The organism is Methanopyrus kandleri AV19, assembly GCF_000007185.1.
In the GTDB taxonomy this organism is placed as follows: Archaea; JAADCQ01; Methanopyri; order Methanopyrales; family Methanopyraceae; genus Methanopyrus; species Methanopyrus kandleri.
The window spans coordinates 1,272,252-1,298,157 of sequence record NC_003551.1 but is presented as its reverse complement, the minus strand read 5'-3'; the positions used below and the strand labels follow the sequence as shown (position 1 = coordinate 1,298,157).

22 protein-coding genes and 1 CRISPR repeat array are annotated in these 25,906 nt (G+C 65.6%); of the genes, 12 read left to right on the top strand and 10 right to left on the bottom strand.

What is annotated here, in order from left to right; translation table 11 throughout:
- Window positions 1–540: 540 nt before the first annotated feature.
- Window positions 541–941: a CRISPR direct-repeat array (repeat unit 36 nt; unit sequence CTCGCAATTAACCCGTAATAACACGGGTAATGAAAC).
- A gap of 339 nt (window positions 942–1,280) precedes the next feature.
- Entirely contained in the window at window positions 1,281–2,387 is a 1,107-nt protein-coding gene (locus MK_RS06910) for a hypothetical protein (protein WP_011019663.1), read from the top strand.
- A 110-nt stretch (window positions 2,388–2,497) separates the two neighbouring features.
- Here MK_RS06910 and MK_RS06905 read toward each other — a convergent pair whose 3' ends face one another.
- The gene (locus MK_RS06905) at window positions 2,498–3,787 is read right to left on the bottom strand and encodes a hypothetical protein (protein ID WP_011019662.1); all 1,290 of its coding nucleotides are present in this window, start codon (window positions 3,785–3,787) and stop codon (window positions 2,498–2,500) included.
- Window positions 3,788–4,014: 227 nt separating this feature from the next.
- On the bottom strand, window positions 4,015–5,205 hold the full coding sequence (locus MK_RS06900) for a putative CRISPR-associated protein (RefSeq protein ID WP_011019661.1): 1,191 nt from the start codon (window positions 5,203–5,205) through the stop codon (window positions 4,015–4,017).
- A 147-nt stretch (window positions 5,206–5,352) separates the two neighbouring features.
- Between MK_RS06900 and MK_RS06895 the strand changes: the two genes are divergently transcribed.
- Complete coding sequence (locus tag MK_RS06895; protein ID WP_158295971.1) at window positions 5,353–6,066, top strand: HEPN domain-containing protein; 714 nt, start codon at window positions 5,353–5,355, stop codon at window positions 6,064–6,066.
- 168 nt (window positions 6,067–6,234) lie between these two features.
- On the top strand, window positions 6,235–6,879 hold the full coding sequence (locus tag MK_RS06890; RefSeq protein WP_011019659.1) for a DUF1678 family protein: 645 nt from the start codon (window positions 6,235–6,237) through the stop codon (window positions 6,877–6,879).
- Between the two features lie 156 nt (window positions 6,880–7,035).
- Here the strand turns inward: MK_RS06890 and MK_RS06885 are convergent, their stop codons facing one another.
- Both MK_RS06885 and MK_RS09140 read right to left on the bottom strand, forming a co-directional pair.
- Complete coding sequence (locus MK_RS06885; protein ID WP_011019658.1) at window positions 7,036–7,788, bottom strand: hypothetical protein; 753 nt, start codon at window positions 7,786–7,788, stop codon at window positions 7,036–7,038.
- A complete protein-coding gene (locus MK_RS09140; protein WP_011019657.1) occupies window positions 7,772–10,030 on the bottom strand; it encodes a DUF1156 domain-containing protein in 2,259 nt (752 codons plus the stop codon). The genes MK_RS06885 and MK_RS09140 overlap by 17 nt, the downstream gene beginning before the upstream one ends.
- A gap of 144 nt (window positions 10,031–10,174) precedes the next feature.
- Here MK_RS09140 and MK_RS06875 point away from each other — a divergent pair, with 144 nt between their 5' ends.
- Window positions 10,175–11,149, top strand: a complete 975-nt coding sequence (locus tag MK_RS06875; RefSeq protein ID WP_011019656.1) for a hypothetical protein — start codon at window positions 10,175–10,177, stop codon at window positions 11,147–11,149.
- 209 nt (window positions 11,150–11,358) lie between these two features.
- Complete coding sequence (locus MK_RS06870) at window positions 11,359–11,973, top strand: DUF1678 family protein (protein WP_148679766.1); 615 nt, start codon at window positions 11,359–11,361, stop codon at window positions 11,971–11,973.
- Window positions 11,974–12,112: 139 nt separating this feature from the next.
- On the opposite strand, the gene MK_RS06865 is transcribed toward MK_RS06870, so the two are convergent.
- Window positions 12,113–12,895 carry a hypothetical protein gene (locus MK_RS06865; protein WP_158295970.1) on the bottom strand — a complete coding sequence of 261 codons (783 nt, stop codon included), beginning with the start codon at window positions 12,893–12,895 and terminating at the stop codon, window positions 12,113–12,115.
- Window positions 12,896–13,371: 476 nt separating this feature from the next.
- Window positions 13,372–13,746, bottom strand: coding sequence for a nucleotidyltransferase domain-containing protein (locus tag MK_RS06860; protein ID WP_011019653.1), 375 nt, complete (start codon window positions 13,744–13,746; stop codon window positions 13,372–13,374).
- Between the two features lie 5 nt (window positions 13,747–13,751).
- Here MK_RS06860 and MK_RS06855 point away from each other — a divergent pair, with 5 nt between their 5' ends.
- The 3 genes from MK_RS06855 (at window position 13,752) to MK_RS06845 (ending at window position 17,202) form a co-directional block, all read left to right on the top strand.
- The gene (locus MK_RS06855; RefSeq protein WP_011019652.1) at window positions 13,752–14,177 is read left to right on the top strand and encodes a HEPN domain-containing protein; all 426 of its coding nucleotides are present in this window, start codon (window positions 13,752–13,754) and stop codon (window positions 14,175–14,177) included.
- A 171-nt stretch (window positions 14,178–14,348) separates the two neighbouring features.
- Window positions 14,349–15,944 (top strand): hypothetical protein, encoded by a 1,596-nt coding sequence (locus MK_RS06850; RefSeq protein WP_011019651.1) that lies wholly within the window; start codon window positions 14,349–14,351, stop codon window positions 15,942–15,944.
- Window positions 15,945–16,224: 280 nt separating this feature from the next.
- Window positions 16,225–17,202: a hypothetical protein gene (locus tag MK_RS06845; RefSeq protein WP_011019650.1), complete on the top strand. Its 978-nt coding sequence runs from the start codon at window positions 16,225–16,227 to the stop codon at window positions 17,200–17,202.
- Window positions 17,203–17,707: 505 nt separating this feature from the next.
- Here the strand turns inward: MK_RS06845 and MK_RS06840 are convergent.
- Entirely contained in the window at window positions 17,708–17,920 is a 213-nt protein-coding gene (locus MK_RS06840) for a hypothetical protein (RefSeq protein ID WP_148679764.1), read from the bottom strand.
- Window positions 17,921–17,938: 18 nt separating this feature from the next.
- On the opposite strand from MK_RS06840, the gene MK_RS06835 reads away from it, so the two are divergent.
- Complete coding sequence (locus MK_RS06835) at window positions 17,939–18,559, top strand: hypothetical protein (protein ID WP_011019649.1); 621 nt, start codon at window positions 17,939–17,941, stop codon at window positions 18,557–18,559.
- On the top strand, window positions 18,528–18,914 hold the full coding sequence (locus MK_RS09220) for a hypothetical protein (protein ID WP_148679763.1): 387 nt from the start codon (window positions 18,528–18,530) through the stop codon (window positions 18,912–18,914). Before MK_RS06835 ends, MK_RS09220 begins: the two co-directional genes overlap by 32 nt.
- 235 nt (window positions 18,915–19,149) lie before the next feature.
- On the opposite strand, the gene MK_RS06825 is transcribed toward MK_RS09220, so the two are convergent.
- Window positions 19,150–19,338, bottom strand: a complete 189-nt coding sequence (locus MK_RS06825; protein WP_011019648.1) for a hypothetical protein — start codon at window positions 19,336–19,338, stop codon at window positions 19,150–19,152.
- Between the two features lie 524 nt (window positions 19,339–19,862).
- A complete protein-coding gene (locus tag MK_RS06820; RefSeq protein ID WP_011019647.1) occupies window positions 19,863–20,486 on the bottom strand; it encodes a hypothetical protein in 624 nt (207 codons plus the stop codon).
- Window positions 20,487–20,655: 169 nt separating this feature from the next.
- On the opposite strand from MK_RS06820, the gene MK_RS06815 reads away from it, so the two are divergent.
- A complete protein-coding gene (locus tag MK_RS06815) occupies window positions 20,656–22,350 on the top strand; it encodes a hypothetical protein (RefSeq protein ID WP_011019646.1) in 1,695 nt (564 codons plus the stop codon).
- A gap of 1,035 nt (window positions 22,351–23,385) precedes the next feature.
- Here the strand turns inward: MK_RS06815 and MK_RS06810 are convergent.
- Window positions 23,386–24,123 carry a hypothetical protein gene (locus MK_RS06810; RefSeq protein WP_011019645.1) on the bottom strand — a complete coding sequence of 246 codons (738 nt, stop codon included), beginning with the start codon at window positions 24,121–24,123 and terminating at the stop codon, window positions 23,386–23,388.
- Window positions 24,124–24,564: 441 nt separating this feature from the next.
- Between MK_RS06810 and MK_RS06805 the strand changes: the two genes are divergently transcribed.
- Window positions 24,565–25,866 (top strand): hypothetical protein, encoded by a 1,302-nt coding sequence (locus MK_RS06805; RefSeq protein WP_148679762.1) that lies wholly within the window; start codon window positions 24,565–24,567, stop codon window positions 25,864–25,866.
- Window positions 25,867–25,906: the final 40 nt, after the last annotated feature.

Genomic DNA, 25,906 nt, shown 5'->3' with positions numbered 1-25,906 from the left:
ATGGTCGTACCATCTCGTACTGGTTTTTCATAGGGTTAACTTACTTGGTAGAAAGGCGGGTTCTTCCCCGTAGGAAACGGTCGTTCCGGAGGGTTTGAGTATGAAGTATTACCACTTTTACTCATACTTATCAATACTGGTAATAGTTTTTCCTGCAGCCTAACTAGTGCACTTTAACAGTGCAAGATTTTCACCTTACTTCACTTCGAAAGGATAACAATTCTAACTGTTAGTAAAGGATTACAGTTCTCATGAGGTATTAAGGCGGTTTACGAGTACTGTACAGTTATTACTTCATCAAGTTAACAGATTAATTACTCGTAAGAGAAAGCTATGGTTTTCGGTATTACCAATATTATATATAAGGCTTTCGGTTAAACGGAAACGAATTAGTATTGGATTTTAGTATGATTAAGTGTTCAGCGAAATCGGGGCAATCTTTAAATAGGACCGATGTGCTAGTTCTGGTGGGTAAGGGATAGTGAATCCCCTCGGTAGTTTCATAGTGTAAAGGTGGGTCCTCCGGAAGAACTGGCCGCCCTCGCAATTAACCCGTAATAACACGGGTAATGAAACGGCTAGAATGTCGACAGCCGTTGACGTGTCCATGTCTATGTCCGTGTCTATGTCCATGCTCGCAATTAACCCGTAATAACACGGGTAATGAAACATTAAGAGATTTAGACCCAGAAATGAAAGAAATTCTAGCAAAAGCATCATCGATTGCAAAACTCGCAATTAACCCGTAATAACACGGGTAATGAAACGAACACACCGTGATATCTCCTTTGAATCTCGCGAACGCTACTAGTTTGTCTCTCGCAATTAACCCGTAATAACACGGGTAATGAAACCATACGCCAGAGTAAAAGTCACATGGAACATCCCAATACCAATACAACAGACTCGCAATTAACCCGTAATAACACGGGTAATGAAACTGCACTGTACTCGCTGCTGTATAGATGATTATTAACTTTACAACTGTTAGAAACTTATAATTAAACCGTAATAATGCAGATAGTGATAGTGCATTAACATTATTCTATAACAATATTATAACATTTCATGATTAGTCTGTAGTATAACCAACGGCGGTACAGGATCGGGACTCTCTAATTAATTTCATGAAAAAAGCGAACGCCGCCGGTTCCACGACCTCTCAACCGGCACGCTCGGTCCACGCACGGCCTACGGGCCCGGATGAAAACCCCACGTTGCTACCCGGAAAGGGAAACGGACTTATGAGCTCCCGAAACGTCGTCACCACGGGGCCGCGAGTGACGGTCGTCCCGCTGGTTCTGGGGCTGATCCTGACCGCGACACCGTCGGCGGGTGAGCCCCTGATCCGGGGTAAGGCGAGCGACGACATCGGGTACCTGGCCCGGTACTTCGAGTCCGTCGTGGAACCCAAGTGGAAGAGTGCGGACGCCAGGATCGTCGTCGACGCGCGCGGGTTCCGGGGACGGACCGTGGACGTCGTCTACGTCCCCGGGCTGGACGCGTTCGTGGTTCCGGCTGGGGGACGTCCGAGGGGTAGCGTGACGAGCGTCTCGGACGTCCTACCCCTGTCGTACGTCGAGTGCGAACCCGGGAAGGTCCGGATCCGTTTGGACCGCGTGGGCCGGACCGTAGTGGTGGAAGGGCCGGCCGTGGTCGTTCGGGGGCTCTACCCGCCGATCCCCCTCGACGTGAGCGCTTTGGTAGACGGTTACCGGTGCACGGTCGTCGGCGGTGTTCAGCTCCCGATCGACGGTGGTTGTCCCCTCGCTCCCCGCCCCTACGTGCCACCGGCGGCGGTACTGGAGGGCGGGGGATCGTCGGACCGGGTGGTCCTGGCCGATGGACCGTGGCCGCTGCTGGACGTCGAGTACCTCGTGGGTGGCGACGTCGTGAACATGCGGGTTCAGCTGCTCGAAGACCCGCTTACCTCCGCGTTGGAGCTGGCCATCGCCACAGTTTCCCACCGGAAGGCGGACGTCGCCCCTCTACAGGGGGTCGAGGTCACGTTCGACCTCGGATCCGGGAAGATACGGACCCGACACGTCGCCGTCCCGTGGAGGCCTACGGGGGACACGTCCGAGGACGGTGTCGGGACGTTGAAGGGCGGGGTCGTGATGCGCACGGCTGACGGTCTCGAACCGTTGCTCGTGTGGTTCGAGGTGGCGCGGGACGACCCGATGATGGAGTTCATCTCGGACGTCGTGGAGGCGTACCGACGGGGCGATTTCGGGGAGGTCGGGCGGTTGATGAAGGCTCATCCGAACGTCGTGTTCCTGTTCCCCGAGGGGAGGGAGGGGTTCTGGGTGTACGCCCCACAGGTGGTGCCGCTACGTCGCGCTCACCGGAGGCGGATCGCCGGGACCCGCCGGCGGGGTTCACCGTGAGCGTCGCTCCCGGAGGGTGTGAGGGGTCGGGAAGCGAGGCGTGAGAGAATCGGCGGCACCGGGCCGGGAGCACCGCGATCGCCCGTTGGGGAAGAAGTGGGGGAAGGGGCTCACGCCCTACCGGGACGTCTGAACGGAATCGCCGGTAGGACCGGGACGATCGCGACCTTACCGCCCTCGTTCTCCTTGTGCTCCTCCTTCTTCTCGCCCTCCCCGGTGCCGCCGAAGAGCGGCGTCAGCCACTCCTCGCCCCTCGAGGGTTTGAACGCGCAGACCTCGACCGTGCACCCTCCCGTCTCCCTCTCCGAGACCCTCGCCCCGTAGAGCCTCGGGGTCACCGCCAGCTCCCTGAACCCGGGTACCTCCCATACATGGGCCGTGTCGGGTCCGAGCACCAGGAGCTTCGTCGACGACGCGCCCACCGCCGGTACCACGTAGTACGTCGACCCGCCGACCTCCAGCTTGACCCCCGACTGCGGGAAGTACAGGTCATCGCCTCCGAGGTCGACCCGGCGCAGCTCCTTCAGGACCGGGCCTCCCAGTCCCGACTCCGGGACGAGCTCGCAGATCGCCCAGTAACCCTCGAGCGGCTCGTCCAGATTGGACTGCCGGACGAGCACCAGCCGCTTCCGGGGGTCTAACACCGTCGACTCCTCGAGGTAGTAGGTTATCCTGGCGCCGAGGTTCATCGGGCCGTAGTACCTCGTATCCCAGCCGGAAGCCGTCCTCCTGAGCTCGACCATGCTCACGAGGTCCGAGCCCGTGATCAGGTAGTCGTCGCCCAACGGCTCGATCCGGAGCGTCCCCGGGATCAGCAGGGCACTGGGCGGCAGCGTGGAGAAGACGTCGAACGTGACCAACCGCTCCGCGCGACCGTCGGGGTACAGGCGTATCAGGGCGAGGTCGTGACGGTGGACACCCTCGTCCTCCAGGTACTCGTGGCCCTCGTGGAGCAGCGCCAGGATCGTCCCGTCCGGGCACGGTCTCGCGTGCACGTAGGCGCCGTCGAACTTACGCGCGTCGACCCCGTCGCGTCCGACCCTGATCGCTAGGACGCCGCCGCCCGGTCCCTCCCCTTCCTCCTCGATCACGGCCGTGACCAGCAGCTCGTTCCGGTCGGGGTAGTACATGGCCCCCGTGACCTCGGTGGACCTCGGCGTGGCCAGGTCGACGTCCCCGAGGTGCGTGACCTCGGAGCCCTTCACCTCGTACAGCGACCAGCGTTCGAAGGTACGGACGACGAGCAGCGCCGTGTTCTCCTCGTTCTCGACGGGTACCAGGTGTACGAAGCCGCTCCCCGGACAGTCGGGGAACTCTCCCTTCCACAGGACCTCCGGCTGGAGCGCGTGGGCGGCCGCCGGTACGAGCAGCAGGGTCAGCGCGATCGGGAGGGTCCGCAAGGGACACCCCCCGTGCGTCGCGGTCGTCGGTGTGGATGGTGTGTCGCGTTAACGTAATTGTGGTTTTATGACGCTACGGAAACTCCGATGGTGCCGTCCGATCGGGCGGGCCGATCCGGGGTCGGTCATCGGGAAACGGACCGTCCGATCGTGGAACTTTTGGGTTTCGGGTCCTAGGTGACCCGATGCGCGCCGGTTGTACGGTGTTGTGACTTCCCACGTCGTGGCTAGCGGGCGTCGGACAGCGCCCCGACCAGCTGTTTCAGGGCCCGCGCCACCCGCTCGGGATCCTCGGTCGGGATCAGGAGCCTCGAGATGTGCACCCGTCGGTCCCTGACCGACACGACCACGGCGTCGTCCCGAGTTTCGAGTACCTCCACGGTCCTCGCGTGCCGACGCGTCCCCTCGGTCGTCCACTCGCCGGCCACGAACCAGGTGTCATCCACGCCTTCGAGCGCGGCCACGGTCGCCAGGACCTCGAGGGTGTCGTCCTCCAGCGGGAGCTCCCTCAGGGTCGCCCGGTCGACCTTCTTCACACCGCCTCCCCGGCTCACCGGGACGGTGTGTCCCTTGGTCCGGATCTCAACGGAGTAGTTCCGCGCTTTCGCCGCGAGCAGGCCAAGCGCCAGGAACGACTCGGCGAGCCGGGCCAGCGGCGACGGTCCGATGTTCTTGCTCCGCGGATCCTCCACGAGGAAGAGCTTGTACCGCTCCCTTTCCTCCTCGTCCCGCGCCAGGTCGTTCAGGACCTCCTCCGCCACCTCTTCGGGGGCGCCGTCACCGAGCCTCCTCCGGAGCTCGATCAGTCCGAGCACGAACCCGGGGTCGGTGACGACCGGCATCGCGGGCGGGATCTCGACGAGCTCGTTCATGACCTCGTGCACGTAGAACACGGGCTTGCCGAACAGCGACGCGACGAGCGTCAGGACGGCGGCCTCGGGCTTGAAGCCGGGGGTGGCGGCCACCCACACGTTCCGCGAGGGGTCCGTGACGCCGACGTCCTCGAGCCGCTCGAGCAGGTCGCTTAGACCCCACCAGAACTCCCCCGGGTCCACACCCGCCCTGACGGGTTCGGTCTCCCAGACCGCGTAGCCCTCCTCCCGCAGGTACTCCGCCACGACCCTCGCGCACAACCGGCAGTTGGCGGTCTTCGTCGGGATCAGCGCGATCGAGTCGATCTCGAGACCCTCGCGCTCGGCCCGCTCCGCCATGCGCAGGAGCGTGTTCAGCTCGGCGGAAGCCCGCTTCGGATCCGCCTCCACTAGCTCCATGAGAGCCTCCTCGAGAACTTCCTCGCCGATCTCCTCAACCGCCTCCGGGTTCCTCGCGGCGCGGTAGGCGTCTCCCGGGTCCAAATCGGCGTCTAGGTCACCTTTCCCGAGCGCCCGTGCCAGGTTGTTCAGCGTGGAGGTGCCCACCGTGGAGGCGAACTCAACGCGCGGCGAGGGGGATACCCCCGGTCCTCCTCGAGGTATCATCCTTCGGAAGGGGAACTCCGCCTTAACACCGTCGGTCCCACCTGGATCCTTCATACGATGCGACGCACGGGGCCGGGGGCGGGTGCCGTGGGTTCGGTCCCGAGCTGGGAGTGGGTGAGGCGGCTCGGGGAGGCCGCCCGGCGGGTGCTGGGTGAGGACGCCCGTGTGGTACCCTTCGGCAGCGTCGCCAAGGGCCGGGCCGTGCCCGGGAGCGACCTGGACGTGATGGTGGTGAGCGAGCGCGCACCCTCCTCCTTCAGGGAGAGGGCTCGGATCGCGTACGAACTGTGCGAGGAGGCCGGGGTACCGGAGGATCGTGTCGACGTGCTGATCGTGAGACCGAAAGATTTCGAGGTTTGGGGTCGTATGCTCATGACGTCGGAATCCGACGACACGAGGGCGCTGGTCGAGGAGCTGCTGGAACGCGGTGAGAGGTTCCTGAGGTCGGCCGTCGAGTCCGAGGAGCGGGGCTGGAACGACCTAGCCGCACTCCACGCGCACCAGGCCGTGGAGCTGACAATCAAAGCGGCTCTCATAGCTCTGGGCGAGGCGCCGCCGGGAACGCACTTTCTAGGGAAGTTGCTCGGCAGGCTCCACCGGGTCACGGGGAAGGACGCGTTCGGGGAGCTGTCGCGTCGGTACCGATGGGAGCTGAGGGAGCTCTCCCACGCGTGGTCCGAGGTGCGGTACGGTCACTACCCGGGCGAGGACGTCGACGTGGGGGAACTCGTCGAGGTCGCCCGGGAGGTCGTCGAGGCCGTCCGCGACTACGTCCTGAGGCTCGTCGACGTCGGGGATTGACCGGCCGGGGATTCCTCCGGCCCGCGGGTGGAGGGAGTTCCCTGCGGAGCTTGTATGGTAACCGAAGATGCGATCGGGGTCCGAGATGACAAGGCTTATATCTCGAGGTGCCGCTTCACCTCTGTCTCCATACAACTTGGGGTCACTACCCTGGATCGCGTGCCGGGGTTGGTGAGATCGCACGTTCACATCCCGATACCTTCGGACCCGGTAGAGCGGATCCGAGTCCTCCGGGTACTCCGAGAGGTTCACCGTCGTGGGAGGAAGCCGAGTCTCGAGGTGACCTATCGGACGGTGAACGGGAGCACGTGCGGTCCGTACTACGTCGCGAGGTGGAGGCGTGGCTCTCGACACAGGCACGGTCGGACGCTCTACCTGGGCAAGCCGGAGAACGAGAGTGTGAGCTTCGTCGAATGGTTGGTTTCCCTAGATAAGAAACAGGTTTTGGAACTCGCGCGGCACTTGATGCGCAACCTCCGCTCCGTCCTCAAGACCCTCCTCACCGAGGTCTCGAGCCTCCCATACAAACGGGCGAGACGTGTCCTGACCCGCGGGCTCGCGCTGACATTCGACGCCAGACCCTCCGAATCACCCAGGATCCGGGATTTACTCGAGGAACTACCCGATCGACTCGAGTCCTTCACCGTGAGGACCCTCGGAGGCTGGCCCGCCCACTACTCGAGCTACCTCCGCAAGGTGATCCGCTCCCGGAGGAAGTCCCTCAACGGGAGGCACGAGGTACCCGACGTACAACTCGAACTCGAACGCTGGAAACTGCAGCACGGATGGCGGCTCCGACCTCGGACAGTATGAGCGTTCGCGTACGATAGTCGAATAGTGCTCATATCGATGTCATATTATCTACGCATGGTTTACGTGTCGTTGTCGGACGGTAGTAATGCGATCGTCTCAAGTTCGAGTGGATTCGTCAGGCGTCCCTCCACACACGGTACGGCCGGACGTCACGGACTAGCGGGTGAACTTCCCGATCCCCTTGCGGTACCTCAGCCCGACCGGCAGGCCTCCCGGACGGGGAACCAGCTCGAACTCGAACTCCTCGCGGACGGGGTCGTCGACGTATCCGGGGTTGAAATATACGCAGAGACATCTGGGCTTCAGCTCGGAGCAGGCGTCCCTTATCCCACGATCGGAGGTCACGAGGACGGACCCCTTGACGGCTGCCACCATGACGTTCGCCACGTCCACGTGCTTGTCACCGACCTGACCCTCCTCGAAGTTGCACTTGAAACCCCGCAGGGACTCGGGTAACCCGGCGTACCCCCCGCGTCGCAGTCCCCGGTACAACCTCTCCAGCTGTTCGGAGTACTCCGGCCGTGACAGCACATCATCGTGTACGCTCACGTCCTCGTGACCCTTGAACAGGTAGCAGAGGCCCCTCACCGTCGGCCCCAAGAGTTCCGAGAGTATCGGACAGGCGTAGCACACCTCCTGCCCGTCGTAGTCTCTGAGATCTTCCAGGCGCTTGGCGTACTCCGCCCGGAGTTCCTCGTAAGAGTAGAGGAGGAAGTTCTCACCCATCATCCGTTTGACCTCGAGGAAGAACGCGTACACGACGTTATCGACCGGGGTCTCGCAGATGTCGTCCACGAAGGCCTTGGCGAGGGCCGCGAACGCGTTGGTGTCCAGGACGACACCATGGTAGCGGCCTATCGTCTCCCGGAGCCTTCCCTCGGTGTCCACCGGCTCACCGCGCCGCGGCACCGGCCGACACCCCGACGAGCCTCCGCGCCAGCTCCGCCTCCGGGTGATCCTCACCGCGACGGCGCGCCGCACGGGCCACCGCCAGGGCCAGCCCGAGGACCTCTCCCCTCACCTCTTCCGGCAGCGCCTCCAGGGCGGATCCCGGACCGTCTTCCAACACCTCCAGCAGCGCCGCGTGAAACGCGTCGACGGGATCCTCCTCGGGCCGTAGCCGCGACTCCCGCCTCTCGCGGTAGGTCTTCAGCCTACCGTCCGCGTCCAGGTAAGGGAGGTCGTTCGGATCCAGTCCCAGCGCCCTCAGCGGCGGCCCGACCTCCCGACCCGGTGCGTCGTCGGGCCTCGGGTAGCCCCACAGCGACCTGTAGACCGCGTAGAACCGAGCCCTCGGGTCCGAGAGCCCCACGTCCAGGAGCTCCAAGACGGCCTCCACCAGCTCCCTCCAACCCACCGCGAGCACCTCAGAGAGCACCTCCGGGTGTCGCACGCCCAGGGAGTCCCCATCCCGCCTGACGACGTCGACCCCGGTGCACGGCGGCAGGGCGGCGGCGTACGGGATCAGCCTCACCGACCTCCACCCGCGCCCGCGGAGGTCGCGTACCTCCCGCAGGAGCTCCCGCACGGAACCCCTCACCTCCTCGACGACCCCCTCCCAGTCGACATCCTCGGGCCCCGGCTCGCGCCCGACCAGCGGGACCACGAGCGCGTCCTCGCCGATCACGGGCCACGCCGACGCGGCCTCGAGCCCGCACCCCACGATCCACCCGACGATCTCCTCCCAACGCCCCGCGATCCGATCGCCCCGCAGTATCAGGGAAACTCGATCGTCCCAACCGAGCCCGCCGACGACCGGTAGCGGTGCCCTCGTTCGAGCCCATCCGCCACCGGACACCGGGACCTTCCACTCCCCGACCCCGGCCGACACGTTCGAGACGAGCTCCGACCAGGCCCGGAACAGCACGTCCGGGAGATCCCGGGGTATACTCCAGCTCCTATTCACCTCGTCGGCCTTTACCACCTCCACTTCGACATCCTCCGCGACCTCGACTAACTCGCGGCAGGCCTCGGTGATCTCGTCGGATACCTCCCTCCACGCCGACGGGACGGGTAACTCGCCGTGGTCCCACGTCCAACCCCTGGGCCTCAGGGTCCCCACGGTCACAGGATCCCATCGGGACAGCACGGAGTTCCGAAGGGAGAGCTCGGTCAGTACGGCAGCTGCCCAGATCCCGTACCGGTCCCCGTCCACCTCCGAGGTCGCGACGGCGACCTCCACGTGCGCGAGCAGTTGCCTGCGGTTGAACAACCACGAGACGTCCCAGATCCCCCACCGTTTGAGTCCCTCCGGAGGCTCCCCGCGGGGCACCTCCCACTCCTCCCGGCGGAACTCCTCCCGGGCCAGCTCGAACCGCTCGAGGTCGCGGTCCGTGGCCGGTCGGACCGAACCGTCCTCCCTCACCACGACCGCCAGGTACGCGTCGACGGGCTCTTCCTCCTCCCTACGCGCGGCCCGAAGCGAGAGGTCGCGCCGGACTCCCTCCACGCTCCGCGACCTCCCGCACCTCGGGCAGGTCACGCGACCGTCCCTGACCGTCCCGGGCCCGGCCTCCTCCGCCTCCACGACCTCGAACTCCACCTCGTCGCCGTCCTCCGGCACGTCCAGCTCCAGCGCGTACCGACCCTCCACGACCCATCGATGCTCCATCAAGGGGACCAGGAGCCCGCACCCCGGGCACCTCACCCGCTTGATCCAGAGGTAGGCGCGATCTTCACGGCCGTAGAAGTCCCCGAACCGGTCCCTCAGTACCTCACCCACCTCGTGGAGGAACTCCTCCAACTCCTCCAGCGCTTCCTCCCGCAGCGCGAACAGCCGCCCGAAGACCTCGCGGAGGAACCGGGCGACCGCGGGGTCGGTGACGACGAGCCGAACCTCCCGCCCCATCCGGGCCGCCTCGAGGGCGATCGAACCGTCGCCGAGGACCCACACCTTCCGCGGGACGTCCCCGTCCGGCACCTCGATGGGTGTCCTCCAGGGCTCGCCGACGATCGGCCGCAACGACGGTAGCAGCGCGTCCTCCTCGGTGTCCTCAGGGGCGAGGCTCAGGAGGACCACCGCCCGGGCCAGCGCGACCGGCGACCTGAACCCGGGGAGGACCTCCACCGGCGACCCGAGATCACGCTCGCGCTCGCACTCGTCCGAGACGGCCGCGACCGGGAACCAGGAGTCGATCTTACGGGCCGTCAACGCGCGTCACCTCCGCACCCCGAGGATCCCGCGCGGATCGTAAGCCTTTCCATCCGATCGGGGTTCCCCTCAGATCCGGGTCGGACCCGGCCATCGAGCCCACCAGACTCCGGACTAATCCTACCGACCTGAGGGGGTGCCGGCTTGCTCCCCTACCTCGTCCTAGGACTAGTCCTAGCACTAGCCCCAGCCTCAGGAGAACCGTTAATCCAGGGTAGTCTCTCGAAGGACCTGGACTACTTGCACGAGTACTTCCAAAAGCAAGTCCTGCCTAAGTGGAGGGATGAGCCGCACGTGATCGCGGATCATCCCGCTCGCAGGTTCTGTTACCTGCCCGGGAAAGACGTGTTCGTGACGGGGGCTCCGGAGGTCAGGGTGGAGCCCGGGAGCATCCGGATGGAGGTTCAGCTGGGGCGGAGGATCATCCAGGTCGCTAGGGACGTTCAGGGCCCGGCGGTGGTCGTGGTGCCCGGCGTGTCGTACTACAAGGTGATGGCGCTCGCTGGGCAGTACGTCTGCGAAGTAGGGGAGGTTATTCTCGCCGGGAGGCCGCCGCGCTTCGCCGCGGTCCTGAAGCGGGATGATCAAGTGATCGCCAGGGAGGATCTGGGCGAGCTGTTCCTCGCGGACGTGGAGTACTGGGTGTATTCGGACCGGGTGGTCATGCGAGTCCTGGGGTTCCGCCCGGAGGGCGGGTGGTCGCGTTACCGGGAGGGCGAACCGTTGGCGATCACCGTGACTTTCGACTTGGGGGGCGGCAGGATCCTCGTGGATCGGGTGAAGGTTACGGACGCGGCGTTGGTCGAGAGGATGAGGGAGCTTTCTAGGTCGCTGGAGGGACCCGTCTTGGGAAGCGTCCTGCGCACGGGGTCGGGCGTTGAGCCGCTGTTCGTGGACTTCGAGCCGCGGGAGGGCGATCCGCTGGTCCGGTTCATCGAGCGGGTGTTCGGGATGTACGAGCAGGGTGCTAGCGAGGAGGAGCTTCGGGAGGTGATGAGCGAGCACCCGAACGTCGAGTTCCTGTTCCCGGAGAAGGGCGGCGGAACTACGTCGGGTATCCCGGTGTGGGTACTACCGCTACTACCGGTGCCGCTGGCGGGCCGTCGAGACGACGCCTGACCTCCGGTGACCGCGTCCCCACCACCCCTCCTTTTCGCGACGAGACTCACCGCGCCCGGAACCCGATCGGGCGATCTCCGGTCCGACTTGTATGGCGGAAGGCCGACCGACGCCATGACCTTCCGAACGGCAAGACTTTTATCCCGGAAGGCTGTCCTTTCCTTGCCTCCATACAATCTGGAGCCACTACCCTGGATCGCGTGCCGGGGTTGGTCGGATCGCACGTCCCGATACCCTCCGATCCCGTGGAGCGCATCCGAGCCCTCCGCGTCCTCCGGGAAGTCTACCGTCGTGGAAAGAAACCGGGCCTCGAGGTGACCTACCGGACGGTGAGCGGGAACACGTGCGGCCCGTACTACGTGGCCCGTTGGCGTCGGGATTCCCGGTTCAAGCACGGGCGGACCCTCTACCTGGGCAAGCCCGAGAACGGGAGCGTTCGGTTCGTCGAATGGCTCGTCTCTCTGGATCGAGAAGAGGTTCTGGAGCTAGCCCGGCACCTCATGCGCAACCTACGCTCGGTGCTCAAGACGCTCCTGACCGAAGTCTCGGGTCTGCCATACAAACAGGCCCGACGAGTACTGGCCCGCGGGCTCGCACTGGCCTTCGACGCGAGACCATCCGAGTCACCAAGAATCCGGGACGTGTTGGAAGAACTCCCCGACCGGTTGGAATCCTTCACCGTGAGGACCCTCGGAGGCTGGCCCGCCCACTACTCCTCGCACTTGAAGAGGGTCATCCGCTCCCGCAGGAGGTCCCTCGACGGGAAACACGAGGTCCCCGACGTGGGGTTAGAACTCCAACGCTGGAAGCTGAGACACGGGTAACGCCCGCGTTATTGCCCGATTGGCGGGACCGTACCGGAGTCCGTTGAAGTTCCTCGATGATCCTACCCCGCGAGGGTCGAGGTGGCGACTGCGGGAATGCCGACGTTCCGGCTCGGTGGAATAGGCGTGCACGGACGAGTCACCTCCGCCGTACCGGGACGATCGGCACGATCAACGGGACCGTCCTCCCGGTCCGGGTGGACCCCGCACCACCGCCACCGCGCCCGGGCGACGCCGTCTCACCGTTCGCCTCACCTCGCTGGAGTTCCTTCTTCATCACGACGAGTACCGGTAGGTATTGGGTCAGACTCAGGAACTGGGACGCCCTCTCGTCCCAGGGGTACACCGTCTCCACGCTGACGTGATCGGTCTCAACACCGAAGGTGAACACCGGACCGGCGACGTCGACCCTCACGTACACGTACGTGGAGCTTCGGTCCTTTGGTTGGATAACCGGGATGAACCAGCGCCACCGCCCGGTCTCCGGGTCGTACACGGTCACGAAGTCGACGTACAGACCGTGAACCTTCACATCGTACGCCGGGTTCGGGCTCTCCGGGATGGGCCAGGCGAAGAACCAGGCCTCTCCTTCCTCCCCCTTACCCCTGTGGAGTCGGGCGGTCACCGTCACATCCAGGGTACCCAGGTACTCCCCCTTGAACACGTCGAACAGACATCTGCTGGACTCGCTCCCCTTAGCCTCCACCGGGAGGACGAAGGTCAGCTCCCGCCACCGGATCACCCCGTCCGGGAACAGGGCTCCGAGCGGGTCCTCGCTCCTGTACCTCAGGAGGTACCCGATCTGGTCCGTGTCGCCCGGCCAGGTCACGGTCCGGACCGACACCGGCTCGACCTCGACCTCCCCGCCCCCCTTGGGCTTCCACTTCGCCGTCACGAGCTCCGCATCGCTCGGCACGAGCACCTTGATCGGTACCTCGAAGCTCCCCTCGAGCCCGTACCCGCGTATACCGACGATCAGGTGGGCTTGAACTGTAGAACCGGTGACCGTCAGCTCGGTCCACTCACCGAGGTGAACCCCCGGGGACCGAGGTCCAGCAGTCGGCGAGCGCGGGCCCGGGCAGGGCGAGGAACGCCGCGAGGACCGCGCCGAGCACACCTCACTCCCCGCACGTCGGATCGCGGTCCCGTATTCCGGGTGTACGGTACGGCAATTATTACGTTAACTGAACTCAGCCGACCGGCGCGATCCGCGATGTGTTATCCCGCGCGGCCGGGCGGTATGAGCGTTCACGTACGATAGTCGACTAACACTCATGTCGATATCGCATCATTTCTGTATATCCCATGCACTGTTATTGAACGATGGTAATACGATCGTCCGAAAGTCCGACCGCACCACAACCCCGGCGAGGGTCGGGACCCAGCCGTCGAACGGACTCACCCCACCCGCTCGTACTCGTCGAGGAACCGCCGCCACCGGGTCTCGAAACCCTCCGGGGTCGTGAGGTGGAACTCGAACGGGTGATCCTCGGGCAGGTCCAGCTCCTCCTCCACGATCCCCGCCACCTCGTGGGGCCTCAGCTCGCGGGCCCTCTCCGTGACGACGAGCACGTCCACGTCGGAGCCACCCGTAGCCCTCCCCTTGACCACGCTGCCGAAGACGATCACCTCGGCCCGGGGATCCACCCGCTCCCGGATCACCTCCGCGATCCGGCGAACCCAGTACCTCCATCTCCGAACGTACTCCAGGAAGAGCCGGTACCGCCTCCGGAGGTACTTCACGTACCAGTCCGGGACGTCCCCACGTGACACCGGGGGTGGCCCCCTCGGGATCGTACGAGGAGGCACGGTCGCTGTGGGAACGTGCCGGTGAGGCGCTCGAGCTCGCGAGGTTCAGCCTGGAGGAAGGGATGTACAGGTGGACCGCGTTCCACGCCGAGCAGGCCGTGCGACTGGGGATCAAGGCCGCGCTGGCGTTCCTGACCGGTGAGTACCCCAGGGTCCGCGGGCTCTCCGAGCTGTTGGGGGTCCTGGTCGACGTCACCGGGGACCGGAGGGTGAGGGAGCTCGCGGGGGAACTCCGGGAAGAGCTGAAGATGCTCTCCGACGCGTACACGGCCGCGCGTTACCGGGTCGAGTTCCCCTACGACACCAGGGAGGACGCGGAACGGTTCATCGAGACCGCCGAGCGGGTGCTCTCCACGCTCGGGGAGCTCCTACGGGAGCACGGGTTCGAGGTGTGATGTTAAACACATTTGTTTCCCTTCACTCGATCCGGTTTCGGCCCGTCCTCGACGATCATCGTTACGCTTAAGAGGTCACCGGGGTGCCGGAGGCCGCGCAGGGACGGTGGAGCTCCGAGCCGCCTCACCGATCCCAGTCCTAGTGACGGCGTTCGGGAGGGGACCGACGGCTTGAGGTCCTCGGGCGTCCTCATCACGCACCTCCTCCTCTTTTCCCTAACCCTCCCGATCCCCGCGCACTCGACACCGGTACTCCACGGTGACACCGCGACCGACTGCCTCGAAGCCCTAACACGCCTGTCCCACGAGGCCCGCCACCTGGATTCCTACCACCTAGTACTGATAGGCAGCCCTCCATACCGATACCTCACCGTGCTCCCGAACGCCGGACTCGTGACGGACGACCCCTCCACGAACGCCTCCCTCCACGGACGCGAGCTCGGGGTTCGAACCCCCTTCGGGGAAGTCCGCACGACCCTCCGAGCGCCCGCCGTGATCCTCGGACTCGTCAACCTGGAAGACACCGACGTCGACCCATCGTACGTGACCGTCCTCTGGAACGATCGAGTAGCCTTCCTGACAACGTACTCCGTCGTCTTCGCGAGACTCGAGTCCGACGGGAGGATCGAACTCGAACGGCAGGCGTGGTTCGACAAGTACCGGGACGTACTCCCCGTCTACAGGCCGAGAGCCGATTACTGCGAGTACCGGTTCGACACCCGAGACGGTACCGTCGAGGTCAAGTTCTACGACCTATGGGGCAGGACCCTGGTCACCGTCCGGGCGAACCTCGGCGACGAGAACGCGACCTTCGACGAGACGACCGCCGACCCGGAGACCCTGGAGGAGATCGAGTCCAAGCTGGCCCACCTCCCCGAGAGGCTCCGGGAGTACTGGAGCTTCCTACTGGTCAGGACCCCCGAGGGCGTCGAACCCGTCGCGATCACGATCGACCCGCTCGAACTCGCTCCCGACTCCCACCTCGCCGAGTTCCTGAGGACCCTCAACCTGGCGGACAGGCTCCAGCTGAGCAGCCCGCTCTCGCTCGCGCCCGCGCTACTCGCCCTCACCGCCAGACTGTACGCCGCGGTCGGTCTGAGCGTCGAGATCCGGTGGGGGCGCGACGACGTCTTCGAGCGGTTGTACGACGAGGTGTGGTCGGCACTTCCGGTGGCCGCGTGCTGGAACCTGTTGTACCCGCTGGTCTCCAACGCGATCCTGAAGTCGATCGTGGAGCGGTTGCGATCGTTCGGACTCCCGGCGATCGTCCCGTGCTGCGTGAGCGTGGCGGTGTGGGAGTGGGTGACCGAGAACGCCGTCTTCCCCGTCCTGGAGCGGTGGTACTGGGGTTATACGGTTTCAATGGGGATGGCTCCCGTCGTGGAGGAGCCGTTCAAGCGGTTGGTGGCGGTCGAGTTCGGGATCCCCAGGATCGTCTCGGGGGCGGTGTACGGTCTCCTCGAGGGCCTCTGGCACTGGGTGTCGGGGATAGAGACTGGCCCCCTACTATCGATACTGTTGGACAAGGCAGCGACCCATGCACTCCTCACCGTCCTTCCATTACCACTGGCCATGGAATTACACTCTCGCACGTTCGGTATAATCGGCGGTACGACCGCATTCCAGGATTCGATCCACCTACTCAACGGGATAATTACCGGGGTACTCACCGGTGACGTACCCACTATACTCGACTTACTCTACTACACGGCCCTGTCTGTTATATTAGAGAACACCTTCGGAATACCGGTAACGCCGGGGTTGTAAACCCGCATGAACTGCCCGCGGAGGGCGACGATACGACGCCGGTACGGCCTCCGATGGGGTTTCTAGTGTGTCGGTCGGGGCGTCACGGATAGGGTTAATCGGTGCCCGCGCACGGTGCGACCGAGATCGGGTCGCGCGTACCTAAACCGGAACACCCGGGGGAGGGAACCGACTCACCGGACCGTGGGGGTAGTACCCGCGGCCGCGTGACCCGCGGGAGGGTCCCCGACGTGGACACGGACGCACCTCCAACCCGGGCGAACCCGCGGGGGAGGATCGCGTGCCCGACCCCACCCTGACCCTGCTCCTGGTCGCCCTCCAGCACCCGACCCACGGGGACTGCAGCGCCGTCCTCGTCCGCACCCACGGGGGCTACGCCGTCGCCTACCGGCGGGACGCGACCTACCGGGCGACCCTTCACCTGGAGGTGACGACGTGGGCCGGTCGTGGGGCCCTGCGGGAGTACAAGCTCAGGAACGGCCGCTTCTGCCACACGGTGATCACCGAGGACGGCTGGGTGATCACGATAGGCGGCGCGGACGACGAGTCGGTCAACCGCGGGCTCGAGGAGCTGGGCGAGCGCGTCGTACTCGCGGGCGAGGTGACCGAGTGGGACCTCGAGCGCGCCCTGGACCTCCTCCGGAGGATCGGGATCGGCCACTTCCTCGTCGGATCGCCGGACGGGACCGTGGGCGTCGCCGTCTACCGCTACGGTAGGACCCTGCTGGAGGTACTCCGGCTGGCCGAGGGCGAGTACGTGCTCGTCCCGAACGACCCGAGGTACTACGACCGAGGGAGGTTCGAGGACTACGACACCGACCCCGTCCGGGCGGCGGCCGAGATCGCCGGGCTCGACCCGTACGGCGTCAACCGCCGGGACGTGCTCGTCTACTTGGTGGAACCCCGTGACGGCCGCGCGACCGTCCGAGTGTGGGTCGCCTACGACGGGGGAGCGCTGCTCGGGAGGCGCGGAGCCGGACCCGACCCCGTGGAGTTCATGGGTTGCTACGTACCGGCCGAGTGGATCCCGAGACTACCCGACCTCTTCGAGCTCGGGACGGTGACGCTGGGACGGCCGATGCCGACTCGCGCGCCGGAGGGGAACTCGAGGTCCGCGGGCTCCCCGGTGTGGTGGCCGGTGCCCGTACCCGCGGGTCGCCCTGGGGGAAGTCGATGGCGTCGCGCGACGGACGACCTCCACGCCCGCGATCCTACTACGGAGGGCGTTCGCAGGGTAGGAACCGCGGTCGACCCGTGATGGCACGACGGTCTGGGATAAACAAGAAACTAAAATGTTAAACTAAAATGTTCTCTTATAATAAGTGGCGGTTTCTATAGATCGTCCGAACCCGCGCACGTTCCGTAACGTGGACCACGCGCGGGATAGGTCGGAGAGCGTGGTCGATGATCGATCACCTCGTTCCCTTCCACTACCGCTCGGCGCCGCCCGCACTGATCGCACCCGCGTACACACCACCGGGATCCAACGAGCATCCGCACCGCCCGGCGTCGATGTGGGCTCCGTTGCCGATCGGAAACCCTACACGTCACGGACGCTCACCTGGGATGCGAGTGTCGGACCCTTCGTCCACGATCACCCACCGGACTCGGTCGACCTCCCGAGCCGCTCCGGCCGGAGGGTAGCGTTCCCACCGCCCGGTAGGGGCACCGACGCGTCGGGAGCGCGTGTGAGGGGGAGGAAACGGTCCCCCGAAGACCGTCCTCACGCCCCCGTTGTCCTGCCTCGGATCGACGGTGCTGGGTCACGGCCCGACGCCGTAGGACCCGCGGTTCCGAACCGGGTACGCGCCCTCGGCCGCTGCAACGATCGTGGCGTTCGCCTCCGGATGCGTCGGTTCGTCGATATCCGGGGAGATCTCCCGCTCCGAGGTACGTTCCGGACTGGAACGGTGGCGGTGAATACGTAGGCCGGCACGGGGGACGGCGTCGACGATCTCCAGCTCACGAGATGGCACTCTCGGGACCCCGGTCGGGTGGGGGTGCCTCCCACGTCGTGGTATCACGTCATCCACGTCCTCGCGATCCTCGTGGTCCTGATCGCGATCTCGCAGTTCCTCGGCACCCTAATCATCACCCGACGGTCACGGAGACTGCGGAGCAAGGCCGAGCGGATCCTAGAGATCGTCGAGAAGGCTGAGGAGTCGTCGGACGCCGTCTTCCGGGGTGAGGGTACCGCGGAGGAGCTCGATCGGGAGCTGTCCGAACTCCTGAAAATCCCGGATACATCGGTCGCACTGAGGTTCGGTATCGCGATGATGAACGTGTGGGAGACCAAAGGTCGGGAGGACGCGCTGGACGAGGCCCTCCGTCTGATCGATTCCGAGAGCCTCGAGGCGTTCGAACCCTACCTCATACCGTTCGATGTCCGACTCCGAACCACCCACGTCCGGATGAGCACGTGGAACAGGATCCGAGGGCTGATCGTCCCGCTCGGGTGGTCCGTGCAGCGTTCGAAGCGCCGGGGACGTCCCATCGCACCGGAGCGAACGACCCGTGATCGTCCTCTTAGGGGTATGTCGCTCGGGTTCGGACGACATCGATCCGGACGTCCGGAGACGCCACGTGTTCGTGTTCGGTGGGATTATCGGAAGTGAACGCGTGTTCTCGGTACTCTCGACGCTCTTGGTCCTCAGCCCGGGTGAGCTCAAGAGGCTGGCGCGAGCCCGGAGGCGTCGATCGAGAGCGGGGATTGGGGCCGGTGCAGGGATGGAGTTCGAGCTCGACCTCGACGCCGCCGAAGATATCGCCGAGACGGTGTACGAGGCGATCGGAGGGGGGAGTGACGGGGGAACGGACGACGTCTGGGACGCCGTCGGTGAGGTGGCGGAATCCGTCGCCGAATCGGCCTGGGACGGTGACGGGAACGGCGATGGAGATGGCGATGGGGACGATGGAGACGACGGTGACGATGGAGGTGATGACGGTAACGGAGGGAACGGGGACGAGTGATACCATGGACGTCCCGGCGCTTCGAACGCTGCACGGACCCCGGTTCCGCCGTTGAGATGACGACAGAGTAGGAGGTGTCTTCTCGTGGTGGGGATGGGAGGACCGACGCGGAACTCTCGATTCTTGGGAGACCGAGACGACGTCGACACGGTCGGCGTGTGCCCGTGGACGAGCGCGCTCGGGCGGTCTTGGAGCTGATGGTGGTCTCTCGAGCGACCAGGCGGATGTTCGATGTCTACGCGTCAATTGTTCGGGGAACGAGCTTCCGCGTGACCGATAACGCCGGTTCGGACACCTTCCTCCAGTGATGATCCGATTCCTGGACTTTATCCAGACCGTACTTTTCGATGATACGGTCTTCGAGTATCTCCGGCAGGCGTTGCCTGTGGATGATTACCCTCTCCGTGGTATAGTCTATTCCCAATCTAAACCCTCAGAACGCTTTCCGGGTGAATATACTCATACCCTTTGCGAATTTTCCCTAACCATTCGTCCATCTTACCAATAACTTCCCCTATCAACTTGCGATTCCACAAAACACCTTTGAGAACTTCGACAGGGCTTTTCTGCCGCCACCGAAAGCGTTTGCGAGTGTTGCAGTAAGATATCGTCATCACTATTACCGACGATCGATCCCTCACTACTTCCCCCGTCCTCCTCGAGCCGACCTCTCGACGGTCAGCCCTAACCCCTTCAGTCACTAGGGAGTCACCGAGCCTCCACTCGCTCGGAGAGCTCCAACACGAGGTTCACTTCCTTAATATCCAATGCACCCTACCTCCTATACCGGCGTCCTTACCGTCCACCCTCGAGACCTTGATTGAACGAGTTGCCGAAACACAAGAACATCCATTGAAGCACTTCAGGCACAGGCCTTACGAGAACCGGTGTGAGACCGAACCCGAATCGGTCGACACCGCACGGGGTCGGCGCAGAGTGGACGCGAAATCACCTCGCGGACCGACGCTTCCTCGCGGGCGGCACGAAGAGTACGGCGGGCACCGGCAGGGGTGACGGCGGCCTGAGCTCGTCCCAGACCCCGGTCTCGACGTCCTCCGGAGGGGTCCCACGCTCCCCGGCGATCAGTTCCGCAACCCGCTCGAACTCGGTCCTGGAGCACTCCCGGACGATCGGGCCGAGGAGCCACGGGAACAGCAGCTCCACCCCGGACCCCGTCACGACCTCGTAGGGTATCCAGAGGGATGGGAAGTCCACGGGCTCCATCCGCACCGCGGTGGCGTAACCCCCGCGGAGCCGGACGCCGTCGGCACCCACCGAGACCACCAGGTCGCTCACGTCGAGGAGCAGCACCGGGTGACCCCCGCCGACGGGCTTCACGGCGATCACGCACCGACGGTCCTCCAGGAACACCCAGGCGGTCGACGGTACCGAACACGGGTACACCCTCACTCGGTGGTCGCCCGCGTACCTGAACGGGGGCTCGACGTGACCATCACCGTCCTCCAGGTGCGGCGGCTCGGGCACGGGGTAGCCCGCCGTCGGGGCCTCGAACTGCAGCCCCGCCGCGGGCGCTGCAGTCAGGAGGATCGCCGTTACGAGCGGCAGTACCAAGCGCGCTCCCCCGATCCGGGGTAGGGACCGTCCGACCGGTCATAACGTTTCCTCGAGTTCGGTCCACGGCGCGGAAACGTTTCAGAATCCTTCCAATACTCTCAGGTTTCCCGGAGAGGTCCGACGGCGGTTTAACGTTCCGTGAATCGTCTGACCGGGGCCGCGCCCGGTGCGGTTGCACGTCCTCCTGACCCTCGGGGACGTGTCGAACTACCGGAAACCGAAGGAACCCTGGCTGGTCGAGGTGTCGCTGCTCGAGCGGCTGACCGGCGAATCGCCCGAGGACACCCTGGAGTGGACCGTGGAGGGTCGGAAGGTCGAGGTCGTGGAGACCTCGGACCGAGAGCTGGGTACCCTCGCGCTCCTCGAGGCCCTGCACGACGGGTTCGACGTCGAGCCCGGCGAGGCCGTGGTCGTGTCCACGGGGATCATCGAGGAGGATGAGAAGCGCGAGAAGTACGAAGAGAAGGTCCGAGAGCCGCTCGAGGACCTCGAGTACGGGGTCGAAGAGCACACGGACGCGCGGTTGACCGAACCGGAAGGCCTGGTCGACCGAGTGTGCGAGGTGACGCTGGAACTCCTGAGGACGGGCGACGCGGTCCTCTTCGACCTGACGCACGGCGCCCGCGTGATGCCGTTCGCCTCGGCCCTGGGCCTGGTACCCGCCCTCCGGGCGCTGACCTTCCGCCGGGCGGTGCTCGGGGACGACGAGGGGAGCCTCTGGGAGCGTGTGGCGTTCTCGTACTGCATCTCGGGGAAGGAGGTCGAGGGCGTCGTGGAGGGGGACCGGTGGCTCGTGGCGGACGTGACCGACCACGTGCTGGCCTGGAGGATCCGCGACACGGTGGCGACGTACCTGGCGGACCCGTCCCCCAGGTGGGTCGACGAGGCCGAGGAGGCGCTCCGGACGATACGCTCGGAGCCCGTGGAGTGGGTCGAGACGCTCCGGGAGTTCGCCCGGGTGGAGCGGGCGTCGTCCCCCGGTCCGGTCCACGAGTTCGTGCGCGAGGAGGACGTCCCCGACCGGGATTCCCTGGTGGAACTCGTCTGGGGGACGCTCCGGCGGGTGTTCTTGGGGGACGTGGAACCTCGTGAGCCCGCCCGCCGGACGGTCTCGGAGGGACCGCTGACGCCGGAGGAGCGCCGCGAGCTGGCGGCTCGGCTGTCCGAGGTGCGGGACTTCCTGCGGGATTACTGCCGATACATGCTGGACCGGGGTAGAGTGGCGGAGGCCGCGAGCCTGATGAACGAGACGCACCTGCTGCTGCGGGCCTTCGCGAAGCTCGTCGAGCCGTTCCTGAACGAGGGCGCTTACAAGCGGGCGCGCCTGAAGCGCTCGGACGGGGAGTTAAGGCGGCTGAAGGAGCTGGCCGCCGCGACCCTGGACGAGCTGTACTTCAAGCTCTTCGACCCGTTCGGGGGGCTCCCGGCCGCTCGGGGCGCCATACGTCGCATCCTCGGGGAGCTCGGCGAGGACGTGGGGGAGTCGACCGAGACCGTGTGGGAGAGCTGGAGCCGGAGCGGGGAGCTCCTGAGGTCCCTGGTGGGCGGGGGACTACCCCTCAAGCGGGACCTCGAGGAGCGCCTCGGGGACGCGTTCCGGGACGACCCGAGGCTCCGCGAGCTCGCGGAGCTCTCCGGGACCGACGACCCGACCGAGCTCGCGCTGGAGAAGCCGCCGATCCGTCGCATCAGGAACAAGCTGCAGCACGGGGACCCGGTCTCGGACCGCAGGGAGGTCCACCGGAGGCTCGTGGAGCTGTGCCGGGCACATCTCGAGGGGCTGACCCTGCCCCTGATAGAGCTCCTGACGGAGACCGTCGAGGGACGCACCCGCGGGGACGGTCCGGCGCGTGGCTCGTAGTACCCCTCGTGCCGGTTCCTCGCGCCCTACTTCGCTTTGAAGGGATAATCGATCCGAACTACCCGTGGAGACCTCCGGCAGGCCGGCGGTGCACCTAAGGAGCCTCCTCAACTACCTTCTGACCGACGCGGTGCCGGTCGGCCCGCCGCTGCCCTCCTCGGTCCTGCTCGCGTCGGGGTACCTCCGGACCTTCCGCCGGGAGGTCCGCCATCCATCCCTCCCGTTACCACGCCTTCGGAGGGTTAGAATAAGTTTACCTGGATGGTTCTCCCTCCGTAGCCCATCGGCGACCTGTCCCCGCATTCGACGTCTGTCGCCGTCACGACGCTCCGACCGTGCGGGAAAAACGTCGCGAGTTCCGAAATTACGGGCCAACTTAATCCGGAAGTACCACACGTCGCACCGTACTAGCGTCGTCGAAGCTCGAACGGTCCCTGAGACGATGAAACTATCGAGTCCGTGACGGGGCGGCCGGTGTCTCGAGACCATTACGGTGACCCTCGGGAACGGCGACGGAGAGCCGGAGCTACTCGCGTCGGACACGGCTCGCCCTCGACGGGAAGCACGGGGTACGGACGCACCGACGGAGTCAGAGGGTAGTGACTTAGACACCACGGCCGGGCTGGGGTCGTTCATCGGGGTGACGTCAACACCATCACCGCGGTACCGTCCGGGGGCTGACTCCCAACCGGGGAGACTCGAACGGCCGTGACCTCGGGCAGATATCCGGTATCCGGGTGCGAATTCGCCGGGTTCCTCGGCGTTCACGTGGTCGCCGGGAATTGTCCTCCCGTGGGGGGACCTCGATGCCGGTGCCCTTACTGATCCTGATGGTGTCGACCACCGGGCCGTGTCCGGGGTCCTGGTTCACGTCGAAGGGCACGCGGCACGTCTCGAGGCTCGGAGGTCGTCGAGCTGGCCGACGGGCGGTTGTCGAGTGAGGAACCCCCGAGGAGCGTCGAGAGGACGGTCCGAGGTGGTCCGCGGTCCCCGATAGTACGGTGGATCCGGATCATCGGCGCGACGACACTGTCATTATCCGGGTTCCCGTGCGCCCCCCCCCCCACCGGGCGGGCGTGGACAGTGACGGGCGCCGCGTCGGTCCGCGTGGCCCCTCGGGAGGAGCTCGCCGAAGGTCCTCAGAACGCTCGAGAACGTCCGCCGTGAGCTCACCAGACCGCCGAAGACGAACAGCTCCGAGTCGACGGGCTCGATCCGCCCGGTACCGCGGCGACCCACCCCCACGACGGCGACCACCGGCGTCCCGTCGGACCGGCCGAGCGGGACGACCACGCCCCTGGCCGATACGGTCCCCGTCGGTCCCTCGAGGCGCACGTCGAACGGCAGGACGTCGTACCCGTCCTCGACGAGCTCCCGGACCGCCTCCTCCGAGCCCGTCAGTTCCAGCGCGAGCTCCAGCGCGAACCGATCGCCCGCGGACTTCCCCAGGTACTCGATCCCGAGCCCGGTCCGCCAGTCGACCTCCCGGTCCGGGACCCTCAGGACGTCCGCCAGCCTCCGGTCCAGCTCGGGCGGGGCGCCCTTTCCCTCAAAGGTGGTATCCACGAGCTCCTCCGCGGTTTCGACGGCCTCCAGGACCTCCTTCACCCTCGAGCGGAGATCCTGGAACCACCTACGGCCGGCGATGGTCGAGATCCACCGATTGGATGGGCGTCCCGACCTCCGGTACACCGCCAGGAGGATCACCACCCATAGCAGCGACCACAACGCCGACCAGAGGACGACGTGCATTATCCGACAGGGTGGGAACACGGCCCACTCCCCCCACGTCTCCCGGGGGGTCCGGACCGTCGGACGAGGGGATGTCGAGTGCATCACCGGTTCGTCACCGTTTCCAAACGGTCCGGATGTTAACTTTTAAGTAACTAGACTCCGGGCGTCGTCGCCGCGCTCGGTCCCCATCCGGTCCGTCCGCGGACCGTGAGGCCGGGGAGAGCGCCGTCCGGGGCGGGTGGCTAGCCCGGTGATCCGTTAAAAGCCTTCTGGAAAGATAACTTCGACGGCTTCCGACAGGAGGCGGGTCTCGATCTCGGACTCCCCGGTCTTGGGAACGCGCTTCCGGGATCGACGTTCTACCGCCCTCGTCGCGCCCGTCGTGTCGTCCGGCGTCGCGGGTCGAGGCCGATCCCCCGACCCGCTGGGGTGGTCGCGACGGTCCGGCCAGTCCGCGCGCTCCCGGGTTCCTCCACGTGGGTGAGGCTCTCCTCGGAGTGCATCGTCGTGCGCGGGCCGGACGGGACGGTCCGGGTACGTCCGGAGGACGTCGTGAGCGTGAAGGAGCACCGCTCGTCCCGCCCGCGGATGGACCCGGACGAGGAGGTGCGGCTGGTCCTGATCACCCGGGACCTGGAGCACGTCGTGCTCCCGTTCCGCAGCCGGAAGCTGTACCGCGGTGTCAAGGCGATCCTGGCCGCCCGGGACGGGGACGTGGACCGGCTGCTCAGACACCTGCGGAGGGTCCTGAGGAAGGAGCGGAAGCCTCCCCTCTTCGAGCGTCGTGAGGACGGGGTCTGGCTGCGCTGGCCGTGGTTGGAGGTGCGGGTGGGTCCGCCCGAACGGGCCCGTCGGGTGGTCCGGGAGCTCCTGGAGTACTGGCTGAGGCTGCTGAAGGAGAGCGGTCGGGACCCGGAGGACGTCAGCCCGCGGAAGGTGGGCCTGTCGGTCGTGCTGGGTTCACTCTCCATACTATTTGGTGGTGGGAAGGGGAAGAAGGGCGCGGCCGGGGCCAAGGTCAAGGCCGGCGCGAAGGGCGACGCGGGCGGGAAGACTGGTGGGACGGCGCTGGCCAAGGCCTCGAAGAAGCTGTTGCTCAAGATGATCAAGGCGCTCATGAAGCTCGGTGTGAAGGTGACCTTCTGGACCCTGGTCGCGTTCGTCGTCGCGGTCGCCCTGGTCCCGCTGGCCGTCATGTCGGTCGTGTACTGGCTGATCGCGCGCCGCGCCTACCGGTGGGGATCGGTCCCCTGGCTGCGCGGGCTGGTCCTCCTGCAGCTGCAGGGTTTCGCCGTCCTCACCGGTTTCTGGTGCCTGTTCGCGCCCTTGCCGGTCCTCTTCGGGCACTTCCTGGCCGGCCCGTTCGTGGTCGCCGGGGCCGCGGCCCTCGTCCCGCCCTCGCTCCTGCTCGTCCGGGCGTACCGTCGGGAGCCCCTCCGGTTCCCCGTCGCCGTACACACGACGGGATCCGACGTCACGAGGCCCCTGACACTGGCGGGGGTTGGCCGGGCTGGTGGTGGCGCTGTTCGTGGGGCTCGGCTGGGACGTCCTGTACGGCGAGGCGGTCGGCGTCCTCTCGCTGGCGCTCGTCTCCGTCGGACGGGTCCTGACGACCCTGCGCGCGTCGAGGCTGGCCCGGCGCCTGTGGCTGCCCCCGGAGGTCGTCCCGATCGGATGAACGGCCTAGATCGGTCGGTAGGGTGGGGGACGTGGACCGAGCCGGTAACTCAACTCGCTCGGCGCGGCGATCGGTATTTCTTTAGCCCTTTTGATTCTCGCTGAAGTTAAGGTGCACTTATACTATGGACGAGCTGAAGTACGA